The sequence below is a fragment of the Corynebacterium sp. ZY180755 genome, assembly GCF_054331495.1.
In genome coordinates, this window is the sequence record NZ_CM135811.1 from 357,696 (window position 1) to 383,566 (window position 25,871).

General features: G+C 55.2%; 19 protein-coding genes. 15 read left to right on the forward strand and 4 right to left on the reverse strand.

From position 1 onward, the window contains the following. Window positions 1–71: 71 nt before the first annotated feature. From nusG to rplA, 3 genes are all read left to right on the forward strand, one after another. Window positions 72–905, forward strand: a complete 834-nt coding sequence (gene nusG / locus ACXM2N_RS01690; RefSeq protein ID WP_458489400.1) for a transcription termination/antitermination protein NusG — start codon at window positions 72–74, stop codon at window positions 903–905. A gap of 281 nt (window positions 906–1,186) precedes the next feature. Then, window positions 1,187–1,630, forward strand: a complete 444-nt coding sequence (rplK, locus tag ACXM2N_RS01695; RefSeq protein WP_458489402.1) for a 50S ribosomal protein L11 — start codon at window positions 1,187–1,189, stop codon at window positions 1,628–1,630. Between the two features lie 109 nt (window positions 1,631–1,739). Beyond that, window positions 1,740–2,453 carry a 50S ribosomal protein L1 gene (gene rplA, locus ACXM2N_RS01700; protein ID WP_458489404.1) on the forward strand — a complete coding sequence of 238 codons (714 nt, stop codon included), beginning with the start codon at window positions 1,740–1,742 and terminating at the stop codon, window positions 2,451–2,453. A 66-nt stretch (window positions 2,454–2,519) separates the two neighbouring features. Here rplA and ACXM2N_RS01705 read toward each other — a convergent pair whose 3' ends face one another. Next, the gene (locus ACXM2N_RS01705) at window positions 2,520–3,407 is read right to left on the reverse strand and encodes a phosphotransferase family protein (protein WP_458489406.1); all 888 of its coding nucleotides are present in this window, start codon (window positions 3,405–3,407) and stop codon (window positions 2,520–2,522) included. A gap of 367 nt (window positions 3,408–3,774) precedes the next feature. On the opposite strand from ACXM2N_RS01705, the gene rplJ reads away from it, so the two are divergent. After that, window positions 3,775–4,290: a 50S ribosomal protein L10 gene (rplJ, locus tag ACXM2N_RS01710; RefSeq protein ID WP_458489408.1), complete on the forward strand. Its 516-nt coding sequence runs from the start codon at window positions 3,775–3,777 to the stop codon at window positions 4,288–4,290. A 101-nt stretch (window positions 4,291–4,391) separates the two neighbouring features. Beyond that, on the forward strand, window positions 4,392–4,778 hold the full coding sequence (gene rplL, locus ACXM2N_RS01715) for a 50S ribosomal protein L7/L12 (protein WP_458489410.1): 387 nt from the start codon (window positions 4,392–4,394) through the stop codon (window positions 4,776–4,778). Between the two features lie 122 nt (window positions 4,779–4,900). Here rplL and ACXM2N_RS01720 read toward each other — a convergent pair whose 3' ends face one another. Next, the gene (locus ACXM2N_RS01720) at window positions 4,901–5,332 is read right to left on the reverse strand and encodes an ASCH domain-containing protein (RefSeq protein ID WP_458489412.1); all 432 of its coding nucleotides are present in this window, start codon (window positions 5,330–5,332) and stop codon (window positions 4,901–4,903) included. 186 nt (window positions 5,333–5,518) lie between these two features. Between ACXM2N_RS01720 and ACXM2N_RS01725 the strand changes: the two genes are divergently transcribed. The 6 genes from ACXM2N_RS01725 to ACXM2N_RS01750 all read left to right on the forward strand — a co-directional run bounded on the left by ACXM2N_RS01725 (window position 5,519) and on the right by ACXM2N_RS01750 (window position 20,887). Then, complete coding sequence (locus ACXM2N_RS01725) at window positions 5,519–7,282, forward strand: ABC transporter ATP-binding protein (protein WP_458489414.1); 1,764 nt, start codon at window positions 5,519–5,521, stop codon at window positions 7,280–7,282. 3 nt (window positions 7,283–7,285) lie between these two features. Next, window positions 7,286–9,283 (forward strand): ABC transporter ATP-binding protein, encoded by a 1,998-nt coding sequence (locus ACXM2N_RS01730; RefSeq protein WP_458489416.1) that lies wholly within the window; start codon window positions 7,286–7,288, stop codon window positions 9,281–9,283. Window positions 9,284–9,454: 171 nt separating this feature from the next. After that, entirely contained in the window at window positions 9,455–11,638 is a 2,184-nt protein-coding gene (locus ACXM2N_RS01735) for a hypothetical protein (RefSeq protein ID WP_458489418.1), read from the forward strand. 178 nt (window positions 11,639–11,816) lie between these two features. Further along, window positions 11,817–12,893 carry a DUF3068 domain-containing protein gene (locus ACXM2N_RS01740; RefSeq protein ID WP_458489420.1) on the forward strand — a complete coding sequence of 359 codons (1,077 nt, stop codon included), beginning with the start codon at window positions 11,817–11,819 and terminating at the stop codon, window positions 12,891–12,893. 384 nt (window positions 12,894–13,277) lie between these two features. Beyond that, the gene (gene rpoB, locus ACXM2N_RS01745) at window positions 13,278–16,772 is read left to right on the forward strand and encodes a DNA-directed RNA polymerase subunit beta (protein ID WP_458489422.1); all 3,495 of its coding nucleotides are present in this window, start codon (window positions 13,278–13,280) and stop codon (window positions 16,770–16,772) included. Window positions 16,773–16,879: 107 nt separating this feature from the next. Then, a complete protein-coding gene (locus ACXM2N_RS01750; protein WP_458489424.1) occupies window positions 16,880–20,887 on the forward strand; it encodes a DNA-directed RNA polymerase subunit beta' in 4,008 nt (1,335 codons plus the stop codon). 191 nt (window positions 20,888–21,078) lie between these two features. On the opposite strand, the gene ACXM2N_RS01755 is transcribed toward ACXM2N_RS01750, so the two are convergent. Beyond that, window positions 21,079–21,687, reverse strand: coding sequence for a hypothetical protein (locus ACXM2N_RS01755; RefSeq protein WP_458489426.1), 609 nt, complete (start codon window positions 21,685–21,687; stop codon window positions 21,079–21,081). Window positions 21,688–21,727: 40 nt separating this feature from the next. On the opposite strand from ACXM2N_RS01755, the gene ACXM2N_RS01760 reads away from it, so the two are divergent. Beyond that, entirely contained in the window at window positions 21,728–22,225 is a 498-nt protein-coding gene (locus ACXM2N_RS01760; RefSeq protein WP_458489428.1) for a DUF3253 domain-containing protein, read from the forward strand. 58 nt (window positions 22,226–22,283) lie between these two features. Here the strand turns inward: ACXM2N_RS01760 and ACXM2N_RS01765 are convergent, their stop codons facing one another. Beyond that, window positions 22,284–22,643 (reverse strand): zinc ribbon domain-containing protein YjdM, encoded by a 360-nt coding sequence (locus ACXM2N_RS01765; protein WP_458489430.1) that lies wholly within the window; start codon window positions 22,641–22,643, stop codon window positions 22,284–22,286. A 456-nt stretch (window positions 22,644–23,099) separates the two neighbouring features. Here ACXM2N_RS01765 and ACXM2N_RS01770 point away from each other — a divergent pair, with 456 nt between their 5' ends. From ACXM2N_RS01770 to rpsG, 3 genes are all read left to right on the forward strand, one after another. Beyond that, entirely contained in the window at window positions 23,100–24,233 is a 1,134-nt protein-coding gene (locus ACXM2N_RS01770) for an ABC transporter ATP-binding protein (protein WP_458489432.1), read from the forward strand. Between the two features lie 644 nt (window positions 24,234–24,877). Continuing rightward, window positions 24,878–25,249, forward strand: coding sequence for a 30S ribosomal protein S12 (gene rpsL / locus ACXM2N_RS01775; RefSeq protein WP_025251882.1), 372 nt, complete (start codon window positions 24,878–24,880; stop codon window positions 25,247–25,249). A gap of 3 nt (window positions 25,250–25,252) precedes the next feature. Continuing rightward, window positions 25,253–25,720: a 30S ribosomal protein S7 gene (gene rpsG, locus ACXM2N_RS01780; RefSeq protein ID WP_458489434.1), complete on the forward strand. Its 468-nt coding sequence runs from the start codon at window positions 25,253–25,255 to the stop codon at window positions 25,718–25,720. Window positions 25,721–25,871: the final 151 nt, after the last annotated feature.

The window sequence follows — 25,871 nt, forward strand, 5'->3', positions numbered from 1 at the left end:
AGGTAGCATGATGAAGAAGGCAGTCCCGATGGGGTTGTGTAAGGGAACAAACTTAAAGAACGGATTTTTCCATGAGTGATGTGAACGAGGGTGGCACCTTCTCAGATGCTTTCAATGAGGCAGTTGAGGAGAAGCTGAACGATGAGGCTGCGCAGGAAGCGCAGTCCTTCGAGGAATCTAACCTTGAGACCGTCGAGCAGCCAGTCCAGGAAGCTGACCTAGAGTCCGCTAATGAGGCTGAGGCCGCAGATGCTGAAGCTGCACCCGATGCGGAGTACAAGGCGCGTCTGCGCGCATACACCCGCGAGCTGAAGAAGAAGCCAGGCTCTTGGTACATCATTCAGTGCTACTCCGGTTACGAGAACAAGGTGAAGACCAACCTTGACATGCGTGCCCAGACTCTTGAGGTTGAGGACTCCATCTACGAGGTCGTTGTTCCAATCGAGCAAGCTATTGAGATCCGTGACGGTAAGCGCAAGCTGGTTAAGCGCAAGCTGCTGCCTGGCTACGTTCTGGTCCGCATGGATATCAATGACCGTGCCTGGTCCGTCGTGCGTGACACCCCAGGTGTTACCTCCTTCGTGGGTAACGAGGGTAACGCTACCCCTGTGAAGCACCGTGACGTTGCTAAGTTCCTGATGCCACAGGAGACTGTGGACGATTCCGCAACTAACGAGGACGGCGAGAAGGTCGTTGCAATGCCGACCGATTCCGCGAAGCCAAAGGTTGCTACCGACCTCGAGGTAGGAGACGCAGTCACCATCCTCACCGGTTCCCTTGCGAGTGTCTCTGCAACCATTTCTGCCATCAACACCGAGTCCAACAAGCTGGAGGCTCTCGTATCCATCTTCGGTCGTGAGACCCCTGTGGAACTTGACTTCGACCAGGTTGAAAAGATCAGCTAACTGTCTGGTAGACCTTCAGTCCTAGCACTCACTAAACCCGCTGTAGCCTCAGAAAACTTTTGGAGGTCAGCGGGTTTTGGTGTATCATTACCCCTCGCGTGTCTTTTATCGCGCACAGATAATCGTTTATTCCCGGTGGCCCAGTGACAAAGGCACAAAACCGCAGGTTATGCGCTGAGGTACCTGAGCATCCGGACGGCTCCATAGCCGTTAGCCCATCGGTTACTGCCTAAGTAGTGACCTCGGTTATGGGATGCCGTTAACAAGGAAGAGGTAAAAAGATGGCTCCAAAGAAGAAGGTTTCTGGCCTGATCAAGCTTCAGATCGAGGCAGGCGCTGCAAACCCAGCTCCACCAGTTGGCCCAGCACTTGGTGCACACGGCGTTAACATCATGGAGTTCTGCAAGGCTTACAACGCAGCAACCGAGTCCCAGCGCGGTAACGTTGTTCCAGTTGAGATCACCGTTTACGAGGATCGCTCCTTCACCTTCAAGCTGAAGACCCCACCTGCTGCAAAGCTCCTGCTGAAGGCTGCTGGCCTGAAGAAGGGCTCTGGCGTTCCTCACACTGACAAGGTTGGCTCTGTCACCTGGGATCAGTGCAAGGAGATCGCACAGACCAAGTTCGAGGACCTCAACGCTAATGACCTCGAGATGGGTGCACGTATCATCGCTGGTACCGCACGCTCCATGGGCATCACCATCAAGGATCAGCCAAACGCCTAAGGCTGTACGCTGATCTAACGGCGGTGCTTGCACCGCCTGTGGAAGAGCCCGCTTCGGCTCGAACCACACATCCTTTTGTACAAACACAATCATTTTGAAGGATTCACAAATGAGCAACAAGCGTTCTAAGGCATACCTTGCCGCTGCTGAGAAGGTAGACAAGGGTCGCCTGTACCACCCACTGAAGGCTGCTGAGCTGGTCAAGGAGACCTCCTCCGCAAAGACCGATGCAACCGTTGACGTTGCAATCCGCCTGGGCGTTGACCCACGTAAGGCTGACCAGCTGGTTCGTGGCACCGTTTCCCTGCCAAACGGCACCGGTAAGACCGTTCGCGTTGCGGTTTTCGCTGCTGGCGAGAAGGCTACCGAGGCTGAGGCAGCTGGCGCTGACGTCGTTGGCTCCGACGAGCTGATCGAGCAGATCAACTCCGGCACCATCAACTTCGATGTTGCAATCGCAACCCCAGACCAGATGGCTAAGGTTGGCCGCGTTGCACGCGTTCTGGGCCCACGTGGTCTGATGCCAAACCCTAAGACCGGTACCGTTACCACCGACGTTGCTAAGGCAATCGCTGACGTTAAGGGCGGCAAGATCTCCTTCCGCGTTGACAAGGCTTCTAACCTGCACGCAATCATCGGTAAGGCATCCTTCGATGCAAAGGCACTGGCTGAGAACTACGGCGCGCTGCTGGATGAGATCAACCGTCTGAAGCCATCCTCCGCTAAGGGTGTCTACATCAAGAAGGCAACCATGGCTTCCACCTTCGGCCCAGGTGTTCCTGTTGACACCTCCGTTCAGAAGAACTACACCGAAGAGGCTTAATGCCACATTGTGCGCTTGATGCGTATAGCTTGTGAGGGTTCCTGCGTAAGCAGGAACCCTTTTTGTTTATCCTCCTAACGTGGCGCTGAGCAGCTCACGTGCTGAGGCGTGGTCGTTGCGTCGTAAAGCATCAACAACGAGGAAAATATTGTCCCACTGCTTGTACACGCGAGCTCTCTGCAGCATTTCCGCATCGACGCACACGCCTGCGGCGAGCTCCGGTGAGATCTCAGCTAGGTGTTGGAGATCGATCGCAGGATCGCCGACGTTCATGTCGGAAAAGTCTATGATCCCGAGGCCGTCGTTGTAGCGCAGGTGCGTGGCGTAGAGGTCCGAATGGACGAGCGTCAGCTGTGTGGGGGAAAGATCAGCCACCATTGCCCTCACTGACTGAAAGATGTCTTCTACCCGGTCTCTTGCCTTGGGACACAGTAACGGGAGAAGGGCTTTGTGAGCGCGCTCGTAGGATAGTTCCACCTTGAAAGGAAGAGCACGGGGATTGAGAGTATTGGGCTCATTCTCCACGATCCATCGGGTCTCCTCCTCGTTGTTGGTATTCCGCACTGCGTCCAAGAAGCTCCCGAGCTGATCAATAACTCGCGATCGTTCAGAGGTGCTGAGCCGATTCCACAGGGAGGCATCGATTGGCCGGCCTGGTACGTATGTCTGGATGTGGAACGTGGGTGCAAGCGCGAGCACCGAGGGCAACGTGGCAGGTGAGGAACTCTGCGCTGAGAGGGTGCTCGTAAGGGTAGAGAGGATACGTGCTTCAACTCCTGCATGCTCCTTGTATGGCTGGGTGAGTGGCCAGCGAACAACAAGAGCCTCGCCAGTGGAAAGATGGGCGATGTGGACGCGGTGATCCATGCCTTGATCAGGGTGTTCCCAATGGGTGACAAAGCTGCGCGGGTACAACTGGGCCACTGCATCGGCCACGCTCGCTGATGACAACATGCGGCTAATACTAGACCGCACGTGGGGCAACCGCAGTAGCGGCCTACGAGGCGATAGGGGCAATGGAAAAATTTTTGGCGGAGGGATTTGCCAAAGTGGGAATGATGCCCTAGTATTACCCAACGAAGTTTGAACGAGGCGATTTTCGATGCCTCGACCAAGTTTCACCGTAGACCGTCGGTCAGCTCATTCATATGAATGAACTCGAAGGTTTCCAAATCTCATTGGAACGGCCCACGCAGGAGTCACTTGAAGTTCATTACCTTTTGGTTAATGTACGCCCTGTGCTCTTGCACGGGGCTTTTGTTTTGAACATAAGCCTCGGCGGATCCATATAAGAACCGTAAACGAGGAAGGAGGCGAAGTAATGGCAAACCCTAAGAACGAATCCTCTCTGGCAGAGCTCAAGGCTCGTTTCGCAGAGACCGATGCTTTCGTACTTACCGAGTACCGCGGCCTGTCCGTTGCTCAGACCACTGAGCTGCGTAAGTCCCTCGGTGCTGATGTCCAGTACTCCGTCGCCAAGAACACCCTTCTGAAGCTGGCAGCTAAGGATGCTGGCATCGAAGGCCTTGATGATCTTCTTACCGGTCCAACCGCTGTTGCTTTCATTAAGGGCGAGGCTGTTGACGCCGCTAAGGCAATGAAGAAGTTCGCTTCTGATAACAAGGCATTCGTAGTCAAGGGTGGCTACATGGACGGCAACGCACTGTCCGCTGAGCAGGTTAACGCTCTTGCTGAGCTGGACAACCGCGAGACCACTCTCGCAAAGCTTGCTGGTGCTATGAAGGGCAACTTGGCAAAGGCTGCAGGCCTTTTCAACGCTCCTGCTTCCCAGGTCGCACGCCTTGCTGCTGCGCTCCAGGAAAAGAAGGAAGCGTAAGACACGCCCCACGGCTTGTCTTAACAAAACAACACAAACTTTTTAGAACTACATATGCGGCACAACGGTGCTGGTAGTTCACAACCGAAAGGAACACCATTATGGCTAAGCTCACCAAGGACGAGCTCATTGAGGCTTTCAAGGAAATGACCCTGATCGAGCTCTCCGAGTTCGTTAAGGAATTCGAAGAGGTCTTCGAGGTTACCGCTGCTGCTCCAGTTGCTGTAGCTGCTGCAGGCGCTGCTGGCGGCGAGGCTGCTGCTGCTGAGGAGAAGGACGAGTTCGACGTTGTTCTCGAGGACGCAGGCGCTAAGAAGATCGGCGTTATTAAGGCTGTTCGCGAGCTCGTTTCCGGCCTGGGCCTGAAGGAAGCTAAGGAGCTCGTTGAGGGCGCACCAAAGGCTATCATCGAGGGTGCTTCCAAGGACGACGCTGAGGCTGCAAAGGCTAAGCTCGAAGAGGCTGGCGCAAAGGTTACCCTTAAGTAATCTTGTAGCTTAAAAGCTATCTAACCCACGCATCTGATGATGCGTGGGTTTTTTCATGTAATTCCTAAGACCTCAAGTTCGGTTCTTGAGAGGCATTGGGAATATGATGGGCGAGCCGAAGGTTACACGAACCGCTCCACAGTAAATGTCTGGCAGACGACAGCGGTTGTATCGTCCAGGACTACCTCTTCAGCTCCGAGGCTATCGCGGAACTCTTGTGACCTCCAGAAGCGTTCATGGCTTGCTCGCCATTGTGCTACCGTTTCAAACCCCTCACCTTCGCCGAGTGCATGTTCTAGGGTGATGTCCGCCAAGGGAACAATCGCCACGGCGGTGATTCGGGTTATTACTTCAACTACTCCGTCAGAATTGATTACTGCCTCACGTTCGCCGGCTACGGGGAGAGGCTCGCCTAGGCCCTCATACTCCTGAAGCAGGGAAGAGGTAGTAGTTTTCTTGCCCTCCTTAATGGCTGCGATAAGTTCATCTCGAAGTGGTCCAGGAAACGCGTACTCTGCGATTGGAATACCTTCGAACATGCTTGGTGTTGTCATGGACACCAATCTTAAGGGTTGGGTAAGGAGTTCCGTCATCTACCTTGTTACTCTGTGGTGGCTATTTTTTAGGTGAATAGACGAGTAATATCCCGCGAAGATTATTTTCATGTGACTGTATGTTGCTGAAACTTCGGGCATTGGGGGCTTGGGAACTCCGGTGTAATTCTTCTAAGGAGTGTCTTCGTGGATTTCATTCGTCTTCTGCGCGAGTATTCGCGACCGTACCGCAGCATGATTGCCATGATCGTGGTGCTTCAAGCTGCTTCCACCTTGGCCACCCTGTACTTGCCTAGCCTAAATGCAAGGATTATTGACGAGGGTGTAGCCCAAGGAGACGTACCGTTCATTTGGCGTACTGGCGGGATCATGTTGGCAGTAGCATTCCTGCAGGTAATTACCGCGATTACAGCCGTGTTTTTCGGTTCGAAGACATCAATGGGTACGGGCCGTGACATTCGTGCAGCTGTGTTCAGGAAGGTAGGAACCTTCTCCGCGCAGGACGTTGCTCACTTTGATTCGGCGTCACTGATTACTCGAGGCACTAATGATCCACAACAGGTGCAGACCTCATTCATGATGGCACTGAATTTCATGGTGATGGTTCCCATCATGATGATTGGTGGCGTTGTCATGGCTGTGCGCGAGGATGCGGGCCTAAGCTGGCTGGTCGCGGTGTCTGTGGCGGCCCTAGCCGTCGCCGTATCTGGCATCAGTCTGAGATTGATGCCCCTTTTTCAGCAGATGCAGAAGAAGATCGATCGCATCAACTCTGTTTTGCGCGAGCAAATCGCTGGAATTAGGGTGGTGCGTGCCTTCACTCGCGAAGACTATGAGGCCGCGCGCTTCGATGCGGCGAACACGGAGGTCACCGAACTGTCTGTTCGGATTGGCAACCTGTTCGTCATGCTTTTCCCACTCATTTCCCTAGTTCTCAACGTGGCTACGGGCGCGTTGTTGTGGTTCGGCGGCCAACGTGTCAATGAAGGACTTGTAGAAGTAGGTTCGTTAACTGCCTTCATGCAGTACCTGATGCAGATCCTCATGTCTGTCATGATGGCTACGTTCATGGTCATGATGTTGCCGCGAGCCTTCGTGTGTGCTGGCCGCATCCAAGAAGTACTCGAGCATGAGCCGAGCCTGCCTTTTGTCCCGACGAGTACGACCTCAGAGGACATGGGTGCATCTGAGCGCGCAGGGGTAGTGGAATTCAAGAATGTCAGTTTCGCCTACCCAAATGCGGATGTGCCGGTGCTTAAGAACGTTAGCTTCACGGCGGAGCCGGGTAAAACTACGGCGATTATCGGCTCCACCGGTTCGGGCAAGACGACGCTGCTCAATCTCATCCCGCGTTTGTATGCTCCTACCTCAGGCAGGGTAACCATTGACTCGACACCTGTAATGGACATGGCCCGTGCGGACTTAGTGGAGTATGTGTCTATGGTGCCGCAAAAGCCGTACCTGTTCAGTGGGACTGTGGCTACCAACCTACGCCTTGCCAATGATGACGCTACTGACGATCAGCTTTGGGAGGTACTGAACACCGCACAGGCAACATTCGTCCGCGAAGATGAAGATGGCCTAGACATGAATATCTCTCAAGGCGGAACGAATGTTTCCGGTGGCCAGCGCCAGCGCTTGTGTATTGCGCGCGCTCTTCTCGCTAACCCGCGTATTTACTTGTTTGATGATTCCTTCTCTGCGCTGGACGTGGTGACTGATCGCCGTGTGCGTGAGGCACTGAAGGAAAAGACTGACAGGGAGAACGCCACAGTTATCGTTGTGGCTCAGCGAGTGAGTTCCATCATGGACGCAGACACCATTCTTGTTATGGAAGCCGGCGAAATAGTGGGTCGGGGTACACACGAAGAGCTGATCCACAACAACCCTACTTACAAAGAAATTGTTGATTCGCAGTTGGTTGCCGCCAATGGCGAGGAAGTGAGCTAACCCATGGCGCTGAAAAAGAACGCGAAGAAGGCCACTGCCCAAGGTTCTCAGACTGCGCCTAATGGTGACATTTCTGACGAGGAAATTCTCGAGCTGGAAGAAAAAGTAGGTTCCGTGGGCGGCGGACCGCAGCGACAAGCGAAGAATTTTGCTTCGTCGGCGAAGCGCATGCTCGGGCTTGTTGCACCTCACAAGTTCATTATGGCGCTGGTGTTAACGCTCGTTGCCATCTCTGTCGCTCTTAATGTCTATGCTCCGCGTGTATTGGGATACGCGATGGACGTCATCTTCGACGGTGCGATTTCCTCCCAACTGCCAGAAGGAGTGAGCAAGGAGGATATCGTTGCTGGGCTGCGCGCCAGTGGTGATGACACCTTTGCCGACATGCTTAGCGGCATGGATGTGGTGCCAGGTGCTGGAGTGGACTTTACGCGGTTGGGTCAGCTGATCCTATTGATCATCGGTCTGTATATGGTCGCATCATTTTTCATGTGGTTGCAGGGTTTCTTGCTCAACCGCGTTGTGATGCGTGTGGTGTACAACCTTAGACAGGAGGTGGAGGCAAAGCTCAACTCCTTGCCGCTGAACTACTTCGACCGCGGCCAGCGCGGCGATATTCTTTCTCGGACCACCAACGATGTGGATAACGTTCAGCAGGCGCTTCAGCAGTCGATGTCTCAAGCTATTAACGCCGTCCTCACCGTCATAGGCATCGGCATCATGATGTTCAGCGTCTCGTGGCAGCTGGCTCTGGTGGCTCTGTTAGCTATCCCTTTGACTGGTGCGGTTATTGGGATTATTGGCTCGCGCTCGCAGCGCGAGTTCACCACGCAGTGGAAGTCTACCGGCATGCTCAACGGTCACATCGAGGAGACTTTTGCCGGCCACGAGGTCCTGCAGATCTTCGGACGTTTGGATGAGGCTCAAAGAGTGTTCGATGAGCGTAACGAGGAGCTTTACTGCTCAGCACAGAAAGCGCAGTTCCTCTCCGGCATGATGATGCCGATCATGAACTTCATTTCTTACCTCTCCTACGTAGTCATCGCGGTCTTGGGCGGGTTGAAGGTAGCAGGTGGACAGCTTTCTCTGGGCGACGCTACCGCCTTCATTCAGTACTCACGCCAGTTCACTCAACCACTGGGCCAGCTTGGTTCCATGATGCAGATGATCCAATCAGGTGTGGCCTCAGCGGAACGTGTTTTTGAGCTTCTCGATGCTAAGGAGGAAACCGGCACCAAGTCTCTAGTCACCCGCGAGGTGGCTACTGCCGGACTGGTGGAGTTTAAGGATGTGAGCTTCTCTTACACGGAGGATGAGCCCCTCATCCACGGCCTCAACCTGAAGGTCGAGCCTGGCCAGACGGCCGCGATCGTCGGTCCTACGGGTGCCGGCAAGACCACGCTGGTTAACCTAATCATGCGCTTCTACGACATCACTGACGGCTCTATCGCCGTGGACGGGCAAGATATTAGGAACATGCCGCGCAGTGACCTGCGCGAGCGAATTGGCATGGTGCTACAAGATGCAATCCTTTTTGAAGGCACAATCATGGAAAACATCCGTTACGGCCGTCTAGATGCCACGGATGAAGAGGTCATCCAGGCGGCGAAGGCTTCCTACGTTGATCGTTTCGTGCATATGCTGCCTGACGGCTACGACACCGTGATTACTCAGGAAACGGGCTCACTGTCACAGGGGGAGCGCCAGTTAGTTACCATCGCACGCGCATTCCTGCGTGAGCCTCGGATCTTGATTCTTGATGAGGCAACCTCCAGCGTGGATACACGCACGGAGGTGTTGATCCAGTCCGCGATGAACCAGCTGCGCGAAAACCGAACCTCCTTCGTGATTGCCCACCGCTTGTCCACAATCCGCAACGCGGACGTGATACTCGTGATGGTGGACGGCAACATTGTCGAGCAAGGCAGTCACGACCAGCTGATGGGGAAGAAGGGACATTACTACACGCTCCATCAGTCACAATTCGAGGTTCAACCGTAGGAGCTTGCGCAAATACTCCCACCGCTGCCAAAGCTAAAACTTTGATAGCGGTGGGAATTTTCGTACCACGTAGTCTTTTCGGAATTATTTTCCTTAACTCCTTCTCGGCGGTCCTGCTCTGGCTAGGGTGGAGTAATAGTAGAAAATTTGTACTTTCCCCAAGGATGCTCTGTGACCCGCAAGAATCACCGGACCAATTCCCACGACGTACTCGTGTTGTTTTCGTCCCATCCGTCAGCGGTGCTTCCGTATCTCGCTACGCTTACCGACGGCCGCAAGGTGGCCATTGCACACACCACCAGCTCCGCGGGCGAGGCCCGCGCCATGGTGGATTACCTGCGTCTAAGCCGCCGCTTCGGCGGCTTAGACTTCACCCTGTTTGATATTGGCGACGCCTATGATTTTGAGGATTGCCTAGAGCAGCTCGGCACGCTGCCCATGGCCGTGCCCTATGAGCTGCACTACACTGCGGGCACCCGAGTAGCGTCGGCAAGCGCGGTGTGGAAACACCTCGAAGATCATGGGAACGCGCAACACCAGCTGCGCAGCTACCTCGATAATTGGACAGGCAAGATTCTTCTTGATGCTGAAGACAGCGCTGGCGTGGACTTTAGGGACGTTCCGGCTGACTACAGCCTAAGGGACATGATTGGTGCCCTGGGATATGACGCAACGTGGGACTTTGGCCCAGTCCGACTGGTCAATAAAGACTTAGTAAAAGTAGCGGCTGACTTGGAGCGCCTGCGTAGGGCCGTGGTGGCCTGGCACGCCAACAACAACCAATCGAAGCAGGACCTGCGGGAGGCTATGGTTGCCGCAGCGAAAAACTTCACCGGATACGATCCACACTACGTGGACTCCGATGACGTCGGTCGTGCCGGCGAAGTGCTGGCTGGTGGCATTATCGCGGTGGCAGTGGATGCGGCAGTAGGTGCTGAGGACTACGAGATTCTGGGTGGCGTCACCATCAATGAGGTAGCGGGAATTTCCAGGCACTCGAAGCTTTCTACAGTCGCTGAATTTGACGTTGTGCTGCGCCTCAATCAGCGCATCATCCACTGTGAAGCCAAGCGCGCCGACTACAACGCCCGCGGTCTATTTGTGGAGCGTGACGCCCTGGGCCGGTTCGTGTTTGGTTCAGAATCACACATGTGGACCGTGGTGTTCCGTGAGACCAATGAACGGCTCACAGAAGAAATGGAGGAGCTGGAAGAATTAGGCAGGGTAGAAGGAACCCGCAGGGATCGCTATCGCTTCAACCTCGTTACTAACCGAGAGGAAATGGAGACGTTGCTCGCTGAGATCACTGGAGTGGTGAGCGCTATCGATCCACACAGGGATAACATCTCTCCGGTTGCCGCGGTGGACAGCCCCAGCTACGAAGATACAGACGTAGACGCGCTGGTATGCAGCCTAGGTGTGCCGTCCTCAGTGAAGGCAACCGCCGGTGAGCTCGGCGCGATGAGGTTGGGGTGCTTCTCATCCGTGGCATTCGCTCCTAAGCTGCCGCGTGGCGCCACCATGGTGCCTTTTGTGACACCAAAAATGCATGCGCTCACTGCCTATGCGGCGGCGAAGAAGATTGCGCCGCCAGTACTGGCCGTCACCACCGGCCCCAAGAGCGTATCCTCAGGCTTCGTACGCTACGCCTATGACCAAGTACAGGCAGGGAATGCAGAGGTGGAGCTGCTTCACATCGACCGCCACGCCAAGAACATGCCGGACGGCACATTCACCCGATGTGTGCGCAGAGGCAACCCAGTAAAAGGCTGGAGTGTCACACCCCGTGAGTACGAGGAACAGTTCGAAGCATTGAGCGGTTCAGGTGAGTATGTCCAAGCCACCGGCGAGCAGATTGAGCGCTACCCGCGCCTGCTGAGTCTTGTTGCCAGCGAAGCAATCTCCCGCGGCATTGAGGTATGGGCCCCGATAGAATCCACCGACGGCAGGATGAGTGGCTTAGGTGGCAAGTTTGAGCCAGACGTCACCATTGATCTGGTGGTGTTGACTGGCCGCCACACCACAGGAATCGTTGCGGTGGTGGACCAGGACTTCGCAGCCTCTCGTGGCAAACGCCCAACCACCTCAGATATCACGTGGGCTCGTAAGCGCATCATCGAGGAAGAAGCCAAGGTTGAGCAGCTCTTTAGCGGTCGCAACCGTGTTCTTGTGTGCGTGCCTCCACAGTTTGACGCCGTGCCGCTGGAAGGCGAAGCCTACGTTGATAGCCGCAGTAGCTGGGATGCGGTGGAGGTGGGAAATGATTGGGAAGATCTTGTCCACTTCACGTACCAGCGCGGGTCAGACACCGCTGAGCTTACTGTGCCTGAGAGTTTTTGGAATCAGCTGATCTAGGTGGCTCGAGCGAGGCCTGGGGTGCTGGGCCGGTGGGCCCCAGGACCTCAGCGTTTCGGGCGGATGCTTGATCGCAGGTGACAGGCGACGGAAGAGGGACTAGTCATGATCAGGCGATAGTTGCAGGCTCTGCCAGTTATTACCTGCTATTGGTGTGATTGGCGGTAATATGTGCCCCATGCTTCCAAAGTCACGCATTGCTGCCATCTTGTCCATTGGTCTTGGTCTTGCCTTGATCGTGTGGGCGGTGTTGGCGCCTCGTTTCGTGCACGATGAGGCGAAGATGCCGTTGGACCTAGAGCAGTCCACCTTCACGCTTCGCGACGACGGTGCGCGTTCCCGTCTGCTTGCCGACGGTCGCATGCTCGACGTTCCGGTGGAGCGCCAGACCCACATGGAGATCCTGCCTCCAGCAGACGGTGATATCGCCACGCTGCGCGTGGGAGTCACCGAATCTCGGGTAAACCGCCAGGCAGACTTGGATCGGCTCATCAACGCAACGGTGTGGTCAGTGACCATCGATCGCACAACCGGCGAGGCAACCGGCCCTGCTAGCGTGACTGATCAGCTGGCAAGTCCAACTCGAGAAGTCCCGGTTAACGGGTACTGGCTCAAGTTCCCCGCAGATGCTCAGCAGACCACCTATGATGCCTTCGACGTGACGTTGCGCGATGTAGTTCCAGCTGTGTTCGAAGAGTCTTATGAGCGCGGGGGACGAGAGATTTATGTCTACCGCCAAAACATTGAGCCAACCAATGTGGCTCAAAAGTATGCGAGCTTCCTTAATACCACTCAGTTAGAGAGGCCTGCAGCTTCTGATGACAACGCTGAGGGTGAGGCAGAAGCGGCAGCTAATGAACCAGCGAAGGAGCAGGCTTACCTGTTCCACTCTGGCACCCGCGACATCCATGTCGATCAAGTGTCCGGATTGATTGTCAACGTGGAAGAAAGCATTGAGGATTACTACGGAGATGCTGAAGGCAACAAGTTGGAGGACGTGCTTACCTTCAACGGTGCCATGAGTGATGAGGACGTAGACGCGATGATTTCCCAGGCATCCGGCGTGTCGGATGGATCACTGGCACGAATTATTAACTACATTGTGCTGGCGGCTGGAATTCTCATCACTCTCATCGGAGCGCTATGTGCGTTTGGTGTTGTGGGCCGCAAGAAAAATTCCTCCGCAGAGGTAGTTGTGGACTACGATGCTGAACAGGTTGATCACGACCGCGCAAAGCACGCGGTTCGCGACTAACATTCCTAGCCGCCCAGTAGATGCGCCTAGCAAAAGGGGACGGGCGCTTTACTTCCCAGAACTCAATAGGGGCCACTAAAAGCCGAGCTAGATTCCATAGATATGAGGGCCTTGATTGGCTAGTACGTGCAGTAGGTAAAGTCAAATCTGGTACTTTACAAAGTATGCACGATGGTATATGCTGGTTTGTTGCGCTGGAATACGTTTCATTCCTGCCTATCTTTAGCAAAGACCTTTGAGGGTGTGGTTTTTTAAAAACCGTACTTGACAAGGTCGTTTAGTGCTATGTGGGTACGGAACTGAGATTGAGTTTCCTAATGCAGACCGAAATGATCATATACCAGCGGTTTGGTGGCCAATATTGCGGGGTCACCGCCGCGCGAGGTGCTGGAAGGACCCATCTTGGCAGTCTCCCGCCAGACCAAGGCCAACATCCCTGGGGCTCCCGAACGTAAGTCGTTCGCGAAGATTACTGAACCTATTGAGGTCCCAGGACTTCTCGATATTCAGCTTGACTCTTTTGCTTGGCTGATTGGTGCGCCTGAGTGGCGTGCCCGTCGTCAGGAAGAGTTTGGACCGGACGCAAACATCACGTCCGGCCTTGAGGACATCCTCAATGAGCTGTCCCCAATCGAGGACTACTCCGGAAACATGTCCCTTTCTCTCTCCGAGCCACGCTTGGAGGATATGAAGTACACCATTGAAGAGTGTAAAGAGAAGGATATTAACTACTCTGCGCCGCTGTACGTCACCGCAGAGTTCGTAAACCAGGAAACTGGTGAAATCAAGCAGCAGACCGTCTTTATTGGTGACTTCCCAATGATGACGGACAAGGGCACGTTCATCGTTAACGGCACCGAGCGTGTCGTTGTGTCCCAGCTGGTTCGTTCCCCAGGTGTTTACTTCGATCAGTCGATCGATAAGTCCACCGAGCGTCCGCTGCACTCTGTGAAGGTCATCCCTTCCCGTGGTGCTTGGCTAGAGTTCGACGTGGACAAGCGCGACACCGTGGGCGTACGCATTGACCGCAAGCGTCGTCAGCCGGTCACCGTCCTACTGAAGGCACTCGGCTGGACCACTGAGCAGATCACGGAGCGCTTCGGCTTCTCCGAGATCATGATGACCACCCTCGAGTCCGACGGTGTTGCAAACACCGATGAGGCTCTGCTGGAGATCTACCGTAAGCAGCGCCCAGGCGAGCAGCCAACCCGCGACCTCGCCCAGTCTCTGCTGGAGAACTCCTTCTTCCGCGCTAAGCGCTACGACCTTGCAAAGGTGGGCCGTTACAAGGTCAACCGCAAGCTCGGCCTTGGCGGCGACAACGAGGGTCTGAACACCCTCACCGAGGAAGACATCGCAACCACCATCGAATACTTGGTGCGCCTGCACGCAGGTGAGACCTCCATGACCTCTCCAACCGGAACTGTTGTTCCGGTAGAGACCGATGACATCGACCACTTTGGTAACCGTCGTCTGCGTACTGTCGGTGAGCTCATCCAGAACCAGGTTCGCGTTGGTTTGTCTCGTATGGAGCGCGTCGTACGCGAGCGCATGACCACCCAGGATGCGGAGTCCATCACTCCTACCTCCCTGATCAACGTGCGCCCAGTGTCCGCAGCGATTCGCGAGTTCTTCGGTACCTCCCAGCTGTCCCAGTTCATGGACCAGAACAACTCCCTGTCCGGCTTGACACACAAGCGTCGTCTGTCCGCACTGGGCCCAGGTGGTCTGACCCGTGATCGCGCTGGCATCGAGGTCCGTGACGTTCACGCTTCTCACTACGGCCGTATGTGCCCTATTGAGACCCCAGAAGGCCCGAACATCGGTCTGATCGGTTCCTTGGCTTCCTACGCCCGCGTGAACGACTTTGGCTTCATCGAAACCCCTTACCGCAAGGTTGAGAACGGCCACATCACCGACACGATTGAGTACCTCACTGCTGATGAGGAAGATCGTTACGTTGTTGCTCAGGCAAACACCAACGTTGACGAGAATGGCAAAATCACTGACGACCGCGTTACCGTGCGCGTTAAGAATGGTGACATCCAGATCGTTGCCCCAGAAGCAATCGAATACATGGACGTTTCCCCACGTCAGATGGTTTCCGTCGCTACCGCAATGATTCCGTTCCTCGAGCACGACGACGCAAACCGTGCACTGATGGGCGCTAACATGCAGCGCCAGGCAGTGCCACTGGTTCGTTCCGAGGCTCCATTCGTGGGTACCGGCATGGAGCAGCGTGCTGCTTACGATGCCGGCGATCTGATCATCAACGCACACGCTGGCGTTGTTGAGAATGTTTGCGCTGAGTTCATCACCGTGATGAGCGATGAGGGCAAGCGCGATACCTACACCCTTGAGAAGTTCAAGCGCACCAACCAGGGCACCTCTTACAACCAGAAGCCACTGGTAAACATTGGTGACCGTGTTGAAGCTGGCCAGGTTCTGGCTGACGGCCCAGGCACCAACAATGGTGAAATGGCGCTGGGTCGCAACCTCTTGGTTGCGTTCATGCCATGGGAAGGCCACAACTACGAGGACGCTATCATCCTGAATCAGCGCCTGGTAGAAGAGGACACTCTGACTTCCATCCACATCGAGCGCCACGAGATCGATGCTCGTGACACCAAGCTCGGTGCTGAGGAAATTACTCGAGAGATCCCTAACGTAGGTGAGGACGTACTCAAGGACCTTGACGATCGCGGTATTGTCCGCATCGGTGCAGATGTCCGCGCAGGCGACATCCTCGTTGGTAAGGTCACCCCTAAGGGCGAGACCGAGCTCACCCCAGAAGAGCGCCTGCTGCGCGCTATCTTCGGTGAGAAGGCCCGCGAGGTTCGTGACACCTCCATGAAGGTTCCACACGGTGAGACTGGTAAGGTCATCGACGTACGTCGCTACTCCCGTGAGGATGACGACGATCTGTCCCCAGGCGTCAACGAAATGATCCGCGTCTACGTGGCTCAGAAGCGTAAGATCCAGGACGGCGACAAGCTCGCAGGCCGCCACGGCAACAAGGGTGTTGTTGGTAAGATTCTGCCTGCTGAAGACATGCCATTCCTGCCTGACGGCACCCCAGTGGACATCATCCTGAACACCCACGGTGTTCCACGTCGTATGAACATCGGCCAGGTTCTGGAAGTACACCTCGGTTGGTTGGCTGCAGCTGGTTGGAAGATCGACACCGAAGACCCAGCTAATGCTGAGCTGATGAAGATGCTGCCAGAGGATCTGCATGACGTTCCTGCAGGTTCCCTGACCGCAACCCCAGTATTCGACGGCGCTTCCAACGAAGAGCTGGCAGGCCTGCTCGCTAATTCCCGTCCAAACCGTGATGGCGACGTCATGGTTAACGCGGACGGCAAGGCACAGCTGTTTGACGGCCGCTCCGGTGAGCCTTTCCCATACCCAGTGTCTGTTGGCTACATGTACATCCTGAAGCTGCACCACTTGGTAGACGAGAAGATCCACGCACGTTCCACTGGTCCTTACTCCATGATTACCCAGCAGCCTCTGGGTGGTAAGGCACAGTTCGGTGGCCAGCGCTTCGGCGAAATGGAGGTGTGGGCAATGCAGGCATACGGCGCTGCCTACACTCTGCAGGAGCTTCTGACCATCAAGTCCGACGACGTCTCTGGCCGTGTGAAGGTATACGAGGCAATTGTTAAGGGCGAGAACATCCCAGACCCAGGTATCCCTGAGTCCTTCAAGGTTCTCCTCAAGGAGCTTCAGTCCCTGTGCTTGAACGTAGAGGTTCTCTCTGCAGACGGCACCCCAATGGAACTGTCCGGTTACGACGACGATGAGTTCGATCAGGCCGGTGCCTCCCTGGGCATCAACCTCTCCCGCGATGAGCGCGGAGACGCTGACAGCGCCTAGCAATCCAGGTCTGATGGCCAGTACTCACTGGCCATCAGGCGGAAACGTAAATCAAAAGAACTTTTCTCACTACGATTCCTCGATTTATCGAGAGGAAAGGGAGTTACGTGCTCGACGTCAACTTCTTCGATGAGCTCCGCATCGGCCTGGCAACTGCCGACGACATCCGTCGTTGGTCCAAGGGCGAGGTTAAGAAGCCGGAGACAATCAACTACCGTACCCTCAAGCCCGAGAAGGACGGCTTGTTCTGCGAGCGTATTTTCGGTCCAACCCGTGACTGGGAGTGCCAGTGTGGTAAGTACAAGCGTGTCCGCTACAAGGGCATCATCTGTGAGCGCTGTGGCGTTGAGGTCACCAAGTCCAAGGTTCGCCGTGAGCGCATGGGCCACATTGAGCTCGCCGCACCGGTAACTCACATTTGGTACTTCAAGGGTGTCCCATCCCGCCTGGGTTACCTTTTGGATCTTGCTCCAAAGGACTTGGAGCGCATCATCTACTTCGCAGCTAACATCATCACCTCTGTTGATGAGGAGGCTCGCCACGCGGACCTGACCACCCTGGAAGCTGAAATGCTTCTGGAGAAGAAGGATGCAGAGGCTGACGCACAGTCTGAAATCGCTGAGCGAGCTCAGAAGCTGGAGGAGGACCTCGCTGAGCTGGAGGCTGCTGGCGCAAAGGCAGATGCACGCCGCAAGGTCCAGAACGCTGCAGATAAGGAAATGCAGCACATCCGCGAGCGCATGGAGCGCGAAGTTGCACGCCTAGACGAGATCTGGCAGACCTTCGTCAAGCTTGCGCCAAAGCAGATGATCATTGATGACACCATTTACGAAGAGCTCGTAGACCGCTACGAGGATTACTTCACCGGTGGCATGGGTGCAGAGGCTATTCAGACCTTGATCCGCAACTTCGACCTCGATGCAGAGGCTGAAGTTCTGCGCGAGATCATCAACAACGGCAAGGGCCAGAAGAAGATGCGTGCGCTGAAGCGCCTGAAGGTTGTTGCAGCCTTCCAGCGTTCCGGCAACGATCCAGCTGGCATGGTGCTTGACTGCATCCCAGTCATTCCGCCAGACCTGCGCCCAATGGTGCAGCTCGACGGTGGCCGTTTCGCAACTGCTGACCTGAATGACCTGTACCGCCGCGTTATCAACCGCAACAACCGTCTGAAGCGCATGATCGATCTCGGCGCACCTGAGATCATCGTCAACAATGAGAAGCGCATGCTTCAGGAGTCTGTTGACGCGCTGTTCGACAACGGCCGCCGTGGCCGTCCAGTTACCGGTCCTGGCAACCGCCCACTGAAGTCCCTGAGCGATCTGCTGAAGGGTAAGCAGGGTCGTTTCCGCCAGAACCTGCTGGGTAAGCGTGTTGACTACTCTGGCCGTTCCGTAATTATTGTTGGTCCACAGCTCAAGCTCCACGAATGTGGTCTGCCTAAGCTGATGGCTCTCGAGCTGTTCAAGCCATTCGTTATGAAGCGTCTGGTTGAGAACGACTACGCACAGAACATCAAGTCCGCTAAGCGCATGGTCGAGCGCCAGCGTCCTGAGGTTTGGGACGTTCTGGAAGAGGCTATTGCAGAGCACCCAGTGATGCTGAACCGTGCACCAACCCTGCACCGCTTGGGCATCCAGGCTTTCGAGCCAAAGCTCATCGAGGGTAAGGCAATCCAGCTACACCCACTGGCATGTGAAGCTTTCAACGCTGACTTCGACGGTGACCAGATGGCAGTTCACCTGCCACTGTCCGCTGAGGCGCAGGCCGAAGCTCGCGTGCTGATGCTTGCTTCCAACAACATTCTGTCCCCAGCATCCGGCAAGCCACTGGCTATGCCACGTCTGGACATGGTGACCGGTCTCTACTACCTCACCATGGATAAGGCAGAGAACGAGTTCGGCGGCCAGGGTGCTTATGCAGAAGCAACCGAAGAGGGAATTGCTAAGGGCGTTTACTCTTCCTACGCTGAGGCGATCATGGCTTACGACCGCGGTGTTCTTGGCCTGCAGGCAAAGATCAAGGTCCGTATCAGCCACCTCCGCCCACCAGCGGACGTGGAGAACGAGCTGTTCCCAGATGGCTGGAAGCAGGGCCAGACCTGGCTTGCAGACACCACTCTTGGTCGCGTGATGTTCAACGAGCTCCTTCCTTGGAACTACCCATACCTTGAGGGCGTCATGGTCCGTAAGGGTGGCGGTTCCGACAAGATCATGCTTGGCGACGTCATCAACGACCTAGCAGCTAAGTACCCAATGATCACCGTGGCACAGACCATGGACAAGATGAAGGACGCTGGTTTCTACTGGGCAACCCGCTCTGGTGTCACCATCGCTATGTCTGACGTTTTGGTTCTGCCAAACAAGACGGAGATCTTGGAAGGCTACGAGTCCCGTGCACGCCAGATCGAGCGTAAGTACTGGGAGCAGGGTGCTCTTACCGAGCGCGAGCGTTACGACCGCCTTGTTGAGCTGTGGAAGGAAGCTACCGACGAAGTCGGTGAAGCTGTTGAGAACCTGTACCCAGATGACAACCCGATCCCAATGATCGTTAAGTCTGGTGCGGCAGGTAACATGCGTCAGATCTGGACTCTAGCCGGCATGAAGGGCATGGTTGTTAACTCCAAGGGTGAGTACATCACCCGTCCGATTAAGACCTCCTTCCGTGAAGGCCTTTCCGTTCTCGAGTACTTCAACAACTCTCACGGTTCCCGTAAGGGCCTGGCAGATACCGCGCTGCGTACTGCAGACTCCGGTTACCTGACCCGTCGTCTTGTTGACGTTGCTCAGGACGTTATCGTCCGCGAAGAGGACTGTGGCACCCGTCAGGGCATCCGCGTTCCTGTCTCAGAGCCATTGAAGGACGCAGAAGGCAACATCACCGGTTACGCTCCTCACGGCTTGATCGAGACCTCCGTCTCCGGTCGAGTCGTAGCAACCGACGTCAAGGTTGGCGACGAGGTAGTAGTAGCCGCTGGTGAGAACCTGACTGACGAGCTCATTGACAAGCTGGTTGCAGCTGGCGTTGAGCAGGTAAAGGTACGTTCCGTCCTGACCTGCCAGACTTCCACCGGCGTTTGCGCTAAGTGCTACGGCAAGTCCATGGCATCTGGCCAGTTGGTTGATATCGGTGAGGCAGTCGGCATCGTTGCTGCACAGTCCATTGGTGAGCCAGGTACCCAGCTGACAATGCGTACCTTCCACCAGGGTGGTGTCGGTGGCGACATCACCGGTGGTCTGCCACGTGTTCAGGAGCTATTCGAAGCACGTGTTCCTAAGAACCGCGCTCCTATTGCTTCTGTCGCAGGTAAGGTCCACCTGGAGGACGAAGGCAACTTCTGGACGCTCACCATCACCCCTGATGATGGCTCCGACAACGTTGTCTACGAGAAGCTGTCCAAGCGTCAGGGCCTGGCAACCGTCAAGGTTCCTATGGAGTCCAACCCAGGTGCACTGATTGAACGCACCCTGCGCGAAGGCGACCACGTTAACGTTGGCGATCGTCTACTCCGTGGTCCTGCGGATCCTCACGACGTGCTCGAGGTTCTGGGCCGCCGTGGCGTTGAGCAGCACTTGGTTGACGAAGTTCAGGCTGTTTACCGTGCCCAGGGTGTTGCTATCCACGATAAGCACATCGAGATCATCATCCGTCAGATGCTGCGTCGCGGCACCGTTATTGAGTCCGGTGACACCGAGTTCCTCCCAGGCACCTTGGTGGACATCTCCGAGGCTCAGGCGGCTAACGCTGAAGCACGTGCCGCAGGTGGTCAGACCGCTGAACTGCGCGCCGAGATCATGGGTATCACCAAGGCCTCCTTGGCTACCGAGTCTTGGCTGTCCGCAGCATCCTTCCAGGAGACCACTCGTGTTCTCACGGACGCTGCTATCAACAAGCGCTCTGACAAGCTGATCGGCCTGAAGGAGAACGTCATCATCGGTAAGCTGATCCCAGCTGGTACCGGTATTGCGCGTTACCGCAACATTGCTGTGAAGCCAACCGAGGCAGCACGCAACGCTGCGTACTCCATCCCAACTTACGGCGACTCCATCTACGGTGACGACGGCTACGGTGAATTCACTGGCGCTTCCGTCCCACTGGATGAAGCTTACGACCTGTAAGACCTAGTCAGCAGCAGTGGCCCCTTCCCAACCTCAGCAATGAGGTAGGGAAGGGGCCACTTCGTTGTTATTGATCAAAAAGGGGCGAAGAGAAATACCTGCTGAAGCGTAAAACCACGCCCGCTACCCTCAGTTCTCGAAGGAGGCGTATGACGATGGCAAAGCAGGTTACGAACTACCCTTGCTGAGATTTAGGAAGTTTTTTGTTCCGAACCTGCCGCGCCCACGTGGGGTTTAAGGATGGACAGTTTCGATAACACAAATCCAGCAACAACCGATCCGAGCGTGTCAGCGATGAGATCCGTAATGGTGTCGTCATAGTTGACGACCACGTCCGCCGGCAGGAATCGGAACCCGATCCATTCCACCACCTCCCACACTGCTCCTAAGGAAACACCGAGGACGGTGACAAACACCAATCCATGCGCAACCTTGTAGTCCACTGAACTCGGAAACGGGAGCAGCTTGGCATGGGCTAACAGCAAATATGCGGCGGCGGAAATAATGGCGGTGCATACGCAGTGAACAATAAGGTCCCAACCCGTGATGGCAGTGTAGAGGCCGAAAATATTACTCAACGCGGCAATGAGCATGATGGAAATGCAGACCAGATCTGCAGAGCCTCTCATGCCAATGAACTTGGGAAGCATGAGGCCCGGCAAGGTGAAGGCCATGATGCCAGCCTCGTAAATACCCAAAGATACTAAGAGGACTAATGTGAGCAGTACGGCTGCCACACGGACGGAATCCGCCAGCCATTCAGCGAAGGTTCGAGGCGAACGCAAAAAGTTGTCAATCATCATCAGACAGCTTAAGTCAGCGAGTGCATGAGGGGAGAATATGGTGGAGGAAAGCGGTAAGGATAATCGGACCGAAGACGGCCATTACATCGTTATCGGTGGTCGCAAGTGGAGGGCCACTGATCCCGGTATTCCCAGCCAATTGGAGGCCCAGTTGGTCAAAGAGCTCATGAAAGCACGTCGTCTAGTGAAAACCGAAGGCAACTCCGTTCGCTACCGAGTCCACGATGCAAAGGTAGCGCTGGGTGAGCGGGGCGAGCCCTGGTGGGAACCAACACTTGAAGGCCAAAAATCGAGACTCGCAGCGACAATTCGAACACTGCTGCGCTCCCGCGACGGCGCGACGATATGCCCATCTGAGGCTGCTCGAGTGGTGGGAGGTAAAGAATGGCGCGATCTCATGGACCCAGCCCGCGAAGTGGCGTCTGAACTCGCAGAGGCCGGAGTAATCGTGATTACTCAGAAAGGCGAGGAAGTTGATCTAGGTTCCGTCAGAGGTCCAGTGCGCCTTGCTCCCGGCTCCAAGCTCTATGAGTAAGCCGAAAGTCTCAAACTTGCTCGAGACCGACGACGATCAAAAGAGCAGTGGGACCTAGTTAGGCCTTGCGTACCACTGAGCTTTTGAGCTTCATTGCACCGAATCCATCAATCCTGCAGTCAATGTCATGCCCATCGGTTGCTGCCTGAATCAACCGGATGTTGCGAACCTTGGTGCCCGACTTAATCGGCTGCTGGGCGCCCTTAACCTTGAGGGTCTTGATGACGGTGACATCGTCACCATTGCTCAGGACGTTGCCGACCGAGTCCTTGATGAGCGTGGCCTCTGCGTCTAAGGCAGCTTCCTCTGGAGACCACTCATGTGCGCACTCCGGGCAGATGATCAATGGTGGCATCTCGTAGGTGTACTCACAAGAGCACTGCGGGCATGGTGGCGTTTCTGTAATTTCACTCGACATTCTTCCAACAGTAATTCCTTCGTTCACCGTTAGCCGTGTTTTGGAGGCAGTACTTATGCTGCACGTTGTGCTGAAAGGATTGTGGCCTAGCGATCTGCGGCTCCAGTTCCTAAGCAAGGCAAGCTGCTAGCAATGAAAACTCGAAGCGGAACCCGTTTTGAATCATCACAACTAAGAGCTCCTCATGATGCGAATGTTCCTTGCGCATGAGGCTCGATTCAGGGATGGATTTGTCCGTTATGGACAGCAAGGTAAGGCAATTCCACCCGACCGCTTTATTAACTCTCGCGCAGACAGCACAAATGTATATGTGGAAAATAACAAAAGTGGGGCGACAGTGATCTAGTTCGTAATACCGCGTACTATAGAACTCGGTGCCGAGGGACAAACCGACGGCGCTGGAAGAATATCCCCACTCGGATCGTTTGGCACGTACCTGCCAATGGAGGAAACATAATGGCAAAGGTTGTTTTTGACAACGTATCGTTGACCTATCCTGGTGCAAAAGCACCTACCGTCGATGGAATTGATCTTGAAATCGCAGATGGCGAGTTCCTGGTTCTGGTTGGTCCCTCGGGCTGCGGTAAGTCAACCACCTTGCGCATGCTTGCTGGGCTAGAAGATGTGACCGCAGGTGACATCTACATTGGTGAAAAGAACGTCACCCGAGCTGCGCCCAAGGAGCGTGACATCGCGATGGTGTTCCAGAACTATGCTCTGTACCCGCACATGACCGTGCGCGAGAACATGGGATTTGCGTTGAAGATTGCAGGCGAATCCAAGGAGACGATTAACGCTCGCGTTGAAGAAGCAGCTCGTACTCTCGACCTGACAGAGTTCTTGGAGCGCAAGCCAAAGGCTCTGTCTGGTGGTCAGCGCCAGCGTGTGGCTATGGGGCGCGCGATCGTACGGGAGCCGCAGGTGTTCCTGATGGATGAGCCACTATCGAACTTGGACGCGAAGCTGCGTGTCCAAACTCGTACCCAGATTGCTGCGCTGCAGCGCAAACTCGGTGTTACTACGCTGTACGTCACCCACGACCAGACCGAGGCTCTCACCATGGGTGATCGTATCGCAGTTCTCAATGAAGGAATCTTGCAGCAGGTTGGCACTCCGCGTGAGCTCTACGAACAGCCCGCAAACGTGTTCGTCGCGGGTTTTATTGGTTCCCCTGCGATGAACCTAGGCACCTTTGACGTGGACTCCAACGGCGTTGGTCGTCTTGGTGATGCTGAAATCCAGATCCCGCAGGCAGCCCGTGACAAGATGACTGCGGAGGACAATGGCAAGATGATCGTGGGCTTCCGTCCTGAAGCACTCGAAATGGTTCCGGAGGGAGAGCACCATGCCGGTACGATTCCAGTGGAATTGGACTTTGTTGAAGAGCTCGGATCTGACTCCTACCTCTACGGCCACCTCGTTGGCGGCGGGTCACTGGGATCTGGAATGGACGGCAGCCCATTGTCAGATCAAGTAGTCATTCGCGCACTGCCAAACGTGGCACCTCAGCGAGGCACCGTTATTCACGTACGAATCAAAGACGGCGGCCAGCATAACTTCTCAGCAGCAACTGGAAAACGCTTGCTCTAAAAGCTGGATACGCAATAAGGTTAACGTCCCACTAAGAGCCTTCGCTTTAGGAGGCCGGTGGGACGTTTTTTACTATTAAAAGTGCGCTGGCGCAGAATCTGGCCACGTGTCACGTGGGTCCTTCATTAACGACACTAGAACGGAGGGGCCGTCACACCACAAGGTGCCAAAATTATGGCAAACACACCTGCAGCTTATCTAGGGCGGGCATATTTGTACGTTGCAATAACGGGCCAGGGAAAGTTAGTTCTTGGGGGTAAATGCCCGGTGTATCGAATTACAGTGACAGGCCGAGATCCGGATGACGTGGATCGTACTTGTGCCTCGCCCCTCGGGCAGTGAGTGGGAGGGTAATTTGTTGATGGGAGTAAAGATTTTACATTCGGTGTGTTGACGTGTATCCTTGGCAGAAGTCCTGTAACCCATGTGTGTTACGGGAGCCTGAAGTAATAAAACAGACACTGTGATATTACTTCCTAGGTTAAACGGAAGCGGCCCCGGAAAGAGCCCCTATTTTCGTTTGTCTGGGTACTTTCTTGTGAATGGAGCTAGACGTTAACCTAGAGCCGGCTTAAGCAAAACTTACTTTTAGCAGGAGAAATACCTGTTAGAAGGAATTACCGATCAACTAAGAAAGACGGTTCATGCCAACTATTCAGCAGCTGGTCCGCAAGGGCCGCCACGATAAGACTGCAAAGGTTAAGACTGCAGCTCTGAAGGGTTCCCCTCAGCGTCGTGGCGTTTGTACTCGTGTGTACACCACCACTCCTAAGAAGCCTAACTCCGCACTGCGTAAGGTAGCTCGTGTGCGCCTTACCTCTGGTATCGAGGTTTCCGCTTACATCCCAGGTGAGGGCCACAACCTCCAGGAGCACTCCATGGTGCTCGTTCGTGGTGGTCGTGTTAAGGACCTCCCAGGTGTTCGTTACAAGATCATCCGTGGCGCACTGGACACCCAGGGCGTTAAGGACCGTAAGCAGGCTCGTTCCCGTTACGGCGCAAAGAAGGAGAAGTAATCAATGCGTAAGAATGCAGCTCCAAAGCGTCCTGTAGTTAAGGATCCAGTATACGGCTCCGAGGTTGTTACCCAGCTCGTAAACAAGGTTCTGCTGGACGGCAAGAAGTCCACCGCTGAGCGCATCGTTTACGGTGCCCTCGATATTTGCAAGGAAAAGACCGGTACTGATCCAGTTCTGACCCTTGAGAAGGCTCTGGGCAACATCAAGCCAGACCTCGAGGTTCGTTCCCGCCGCGTTGGTGGCGCTACCTACCAGGTTCCTGTTGAGGTTCGCCCAGGTCGTGCTAACACCCTCGCGCTCCGTTGGTTGGTTACCTTCACCCGTCAGCGCCGTGAGAACACCATGATCGAGCGTCTTGCTAATGAGATCCTGGATGCAGCAAACGGCCTTGGCGCTTCTGTGAAGCGTCGCGAGGACACCCACAAGATGGCGGAAGCAAACCGCGCATTTGCTCACTACCGCTGGTAATTGGCATAGGAAAGATGGCCCAACCGTTGAAGGTAACTCGAATGCACTCCTGCAGGCACCTACCTGTGGCGTAGCCATTCCTTTTACAAGGTTGGGTTATTTTTCTGCCTAGGCCAGCCGCGAAGGTCACGTACTTTAAAGGGCACTCCGT

Bases quoted from the DNA above. Each gene is read 5' to 3' on its own strand.
- nusG (WP_458489400.1), top strand. From the start codon at position 72: ATGAGTGATGTGAACGAGGGTGGCACCTTCTCAGATGCTTTCAATGAG.
- rplK (WP_458489402.1), top strand. From the start codon at position 1,187: ATGGCTCCAAAGAAGAAGGTTTCTGGCCTGATCAAGCTTCAGATCGAG.
- rplA (WP_458489404.1), top strand. From the start codon at position 1,740: ATGAGCAACAAGCGTTCTAAGGCATACCTTGCCGCTGCTGAGAAGGTA.
- ACXM2N_RS01705 (WP_458489406.1), bottom strand. From the start codon at position 3,407: ATGTTGTCATCAGCGAGCGTGGCCGATGCAGTGGCCCAGTTGTACCCG.
- rplJ (WP_458489408.1), top strand. From the start codon at position 3,775: ATGGCAAACCCTAAGAACGAATCCTCTCTGGCAGAGCTCAAGGCTCGT.
- rplL (WP_458489410.1), top strand. From the start codon at position 4,392: ATGGCTAAGCTCACCAAGGACGAGCTCATTGAGGCTTTCAAGGAAATG.
- ACXM2N_RS01720 (WP_458489412.1), bottom strand. From the start codon at position 5,332: ATGACAACACCAAGCATGTTCGAAGGTATTCCAATCGCAGAGTACGCG.
- ACXM2N_RS01730 (WP_458489416.1), top strand. From the start codon at position 7,286: ATGGCGCTGAAAAAGAACGCGAAGAAGGCCACTGCCCAAGGTTCTCAG.
- ACXM2N_RS01740 (WP_458489420.1), top strand. From the start codon at position 11,817: ATGCTTCCAAAGTCACGCATTGCTGCCATCTTGTCCATTGGTCTTGGT.
- ACXM2N_RS01755 (WP_458489426.1), bottom strand. From the start codon at position 21,687: ATGATTGACAACTTTTTGCGTTCGCCTCGAACCTTCGCTGAATGGCTG.
- ACXM2N_RS01760 (WP_458489428.1), top strand. From the start codon at position 21,728: ATGGTGGAGGAAAGCGGTAAGGATAATCGGACCGAAGACGGCCATTAC.
- ACXM2N_RS01765 (WP_458489430.1), bottom strand. From the start codon at position 22,643: ATGTCGAGTGAAATTACAGAAACGCCACCATGCCCGCAGTGCTCTTGT.
- ACXM2N_RS01770 (WP_458489432.1), top strand. From the start codon at position 23,100: ATGGCAAAGGTTGTTTTTGACAACGTATCGTTGACCTATCCTGGTGCA.
- rpsL (WP_025251882.1), top strand. From the start codon at position 24,878: ATGCCAACTATTCAGCAGCTGGTCCGCAAGGGCCGCCACGATAAGACT.
- rpsG (WP_458489434.1), top strand. From the start codon at position 25,253: ATGCGTAAGAATGCAGCTCCAAAGCGTCCTGTAGTTAAGGATCCAGTA.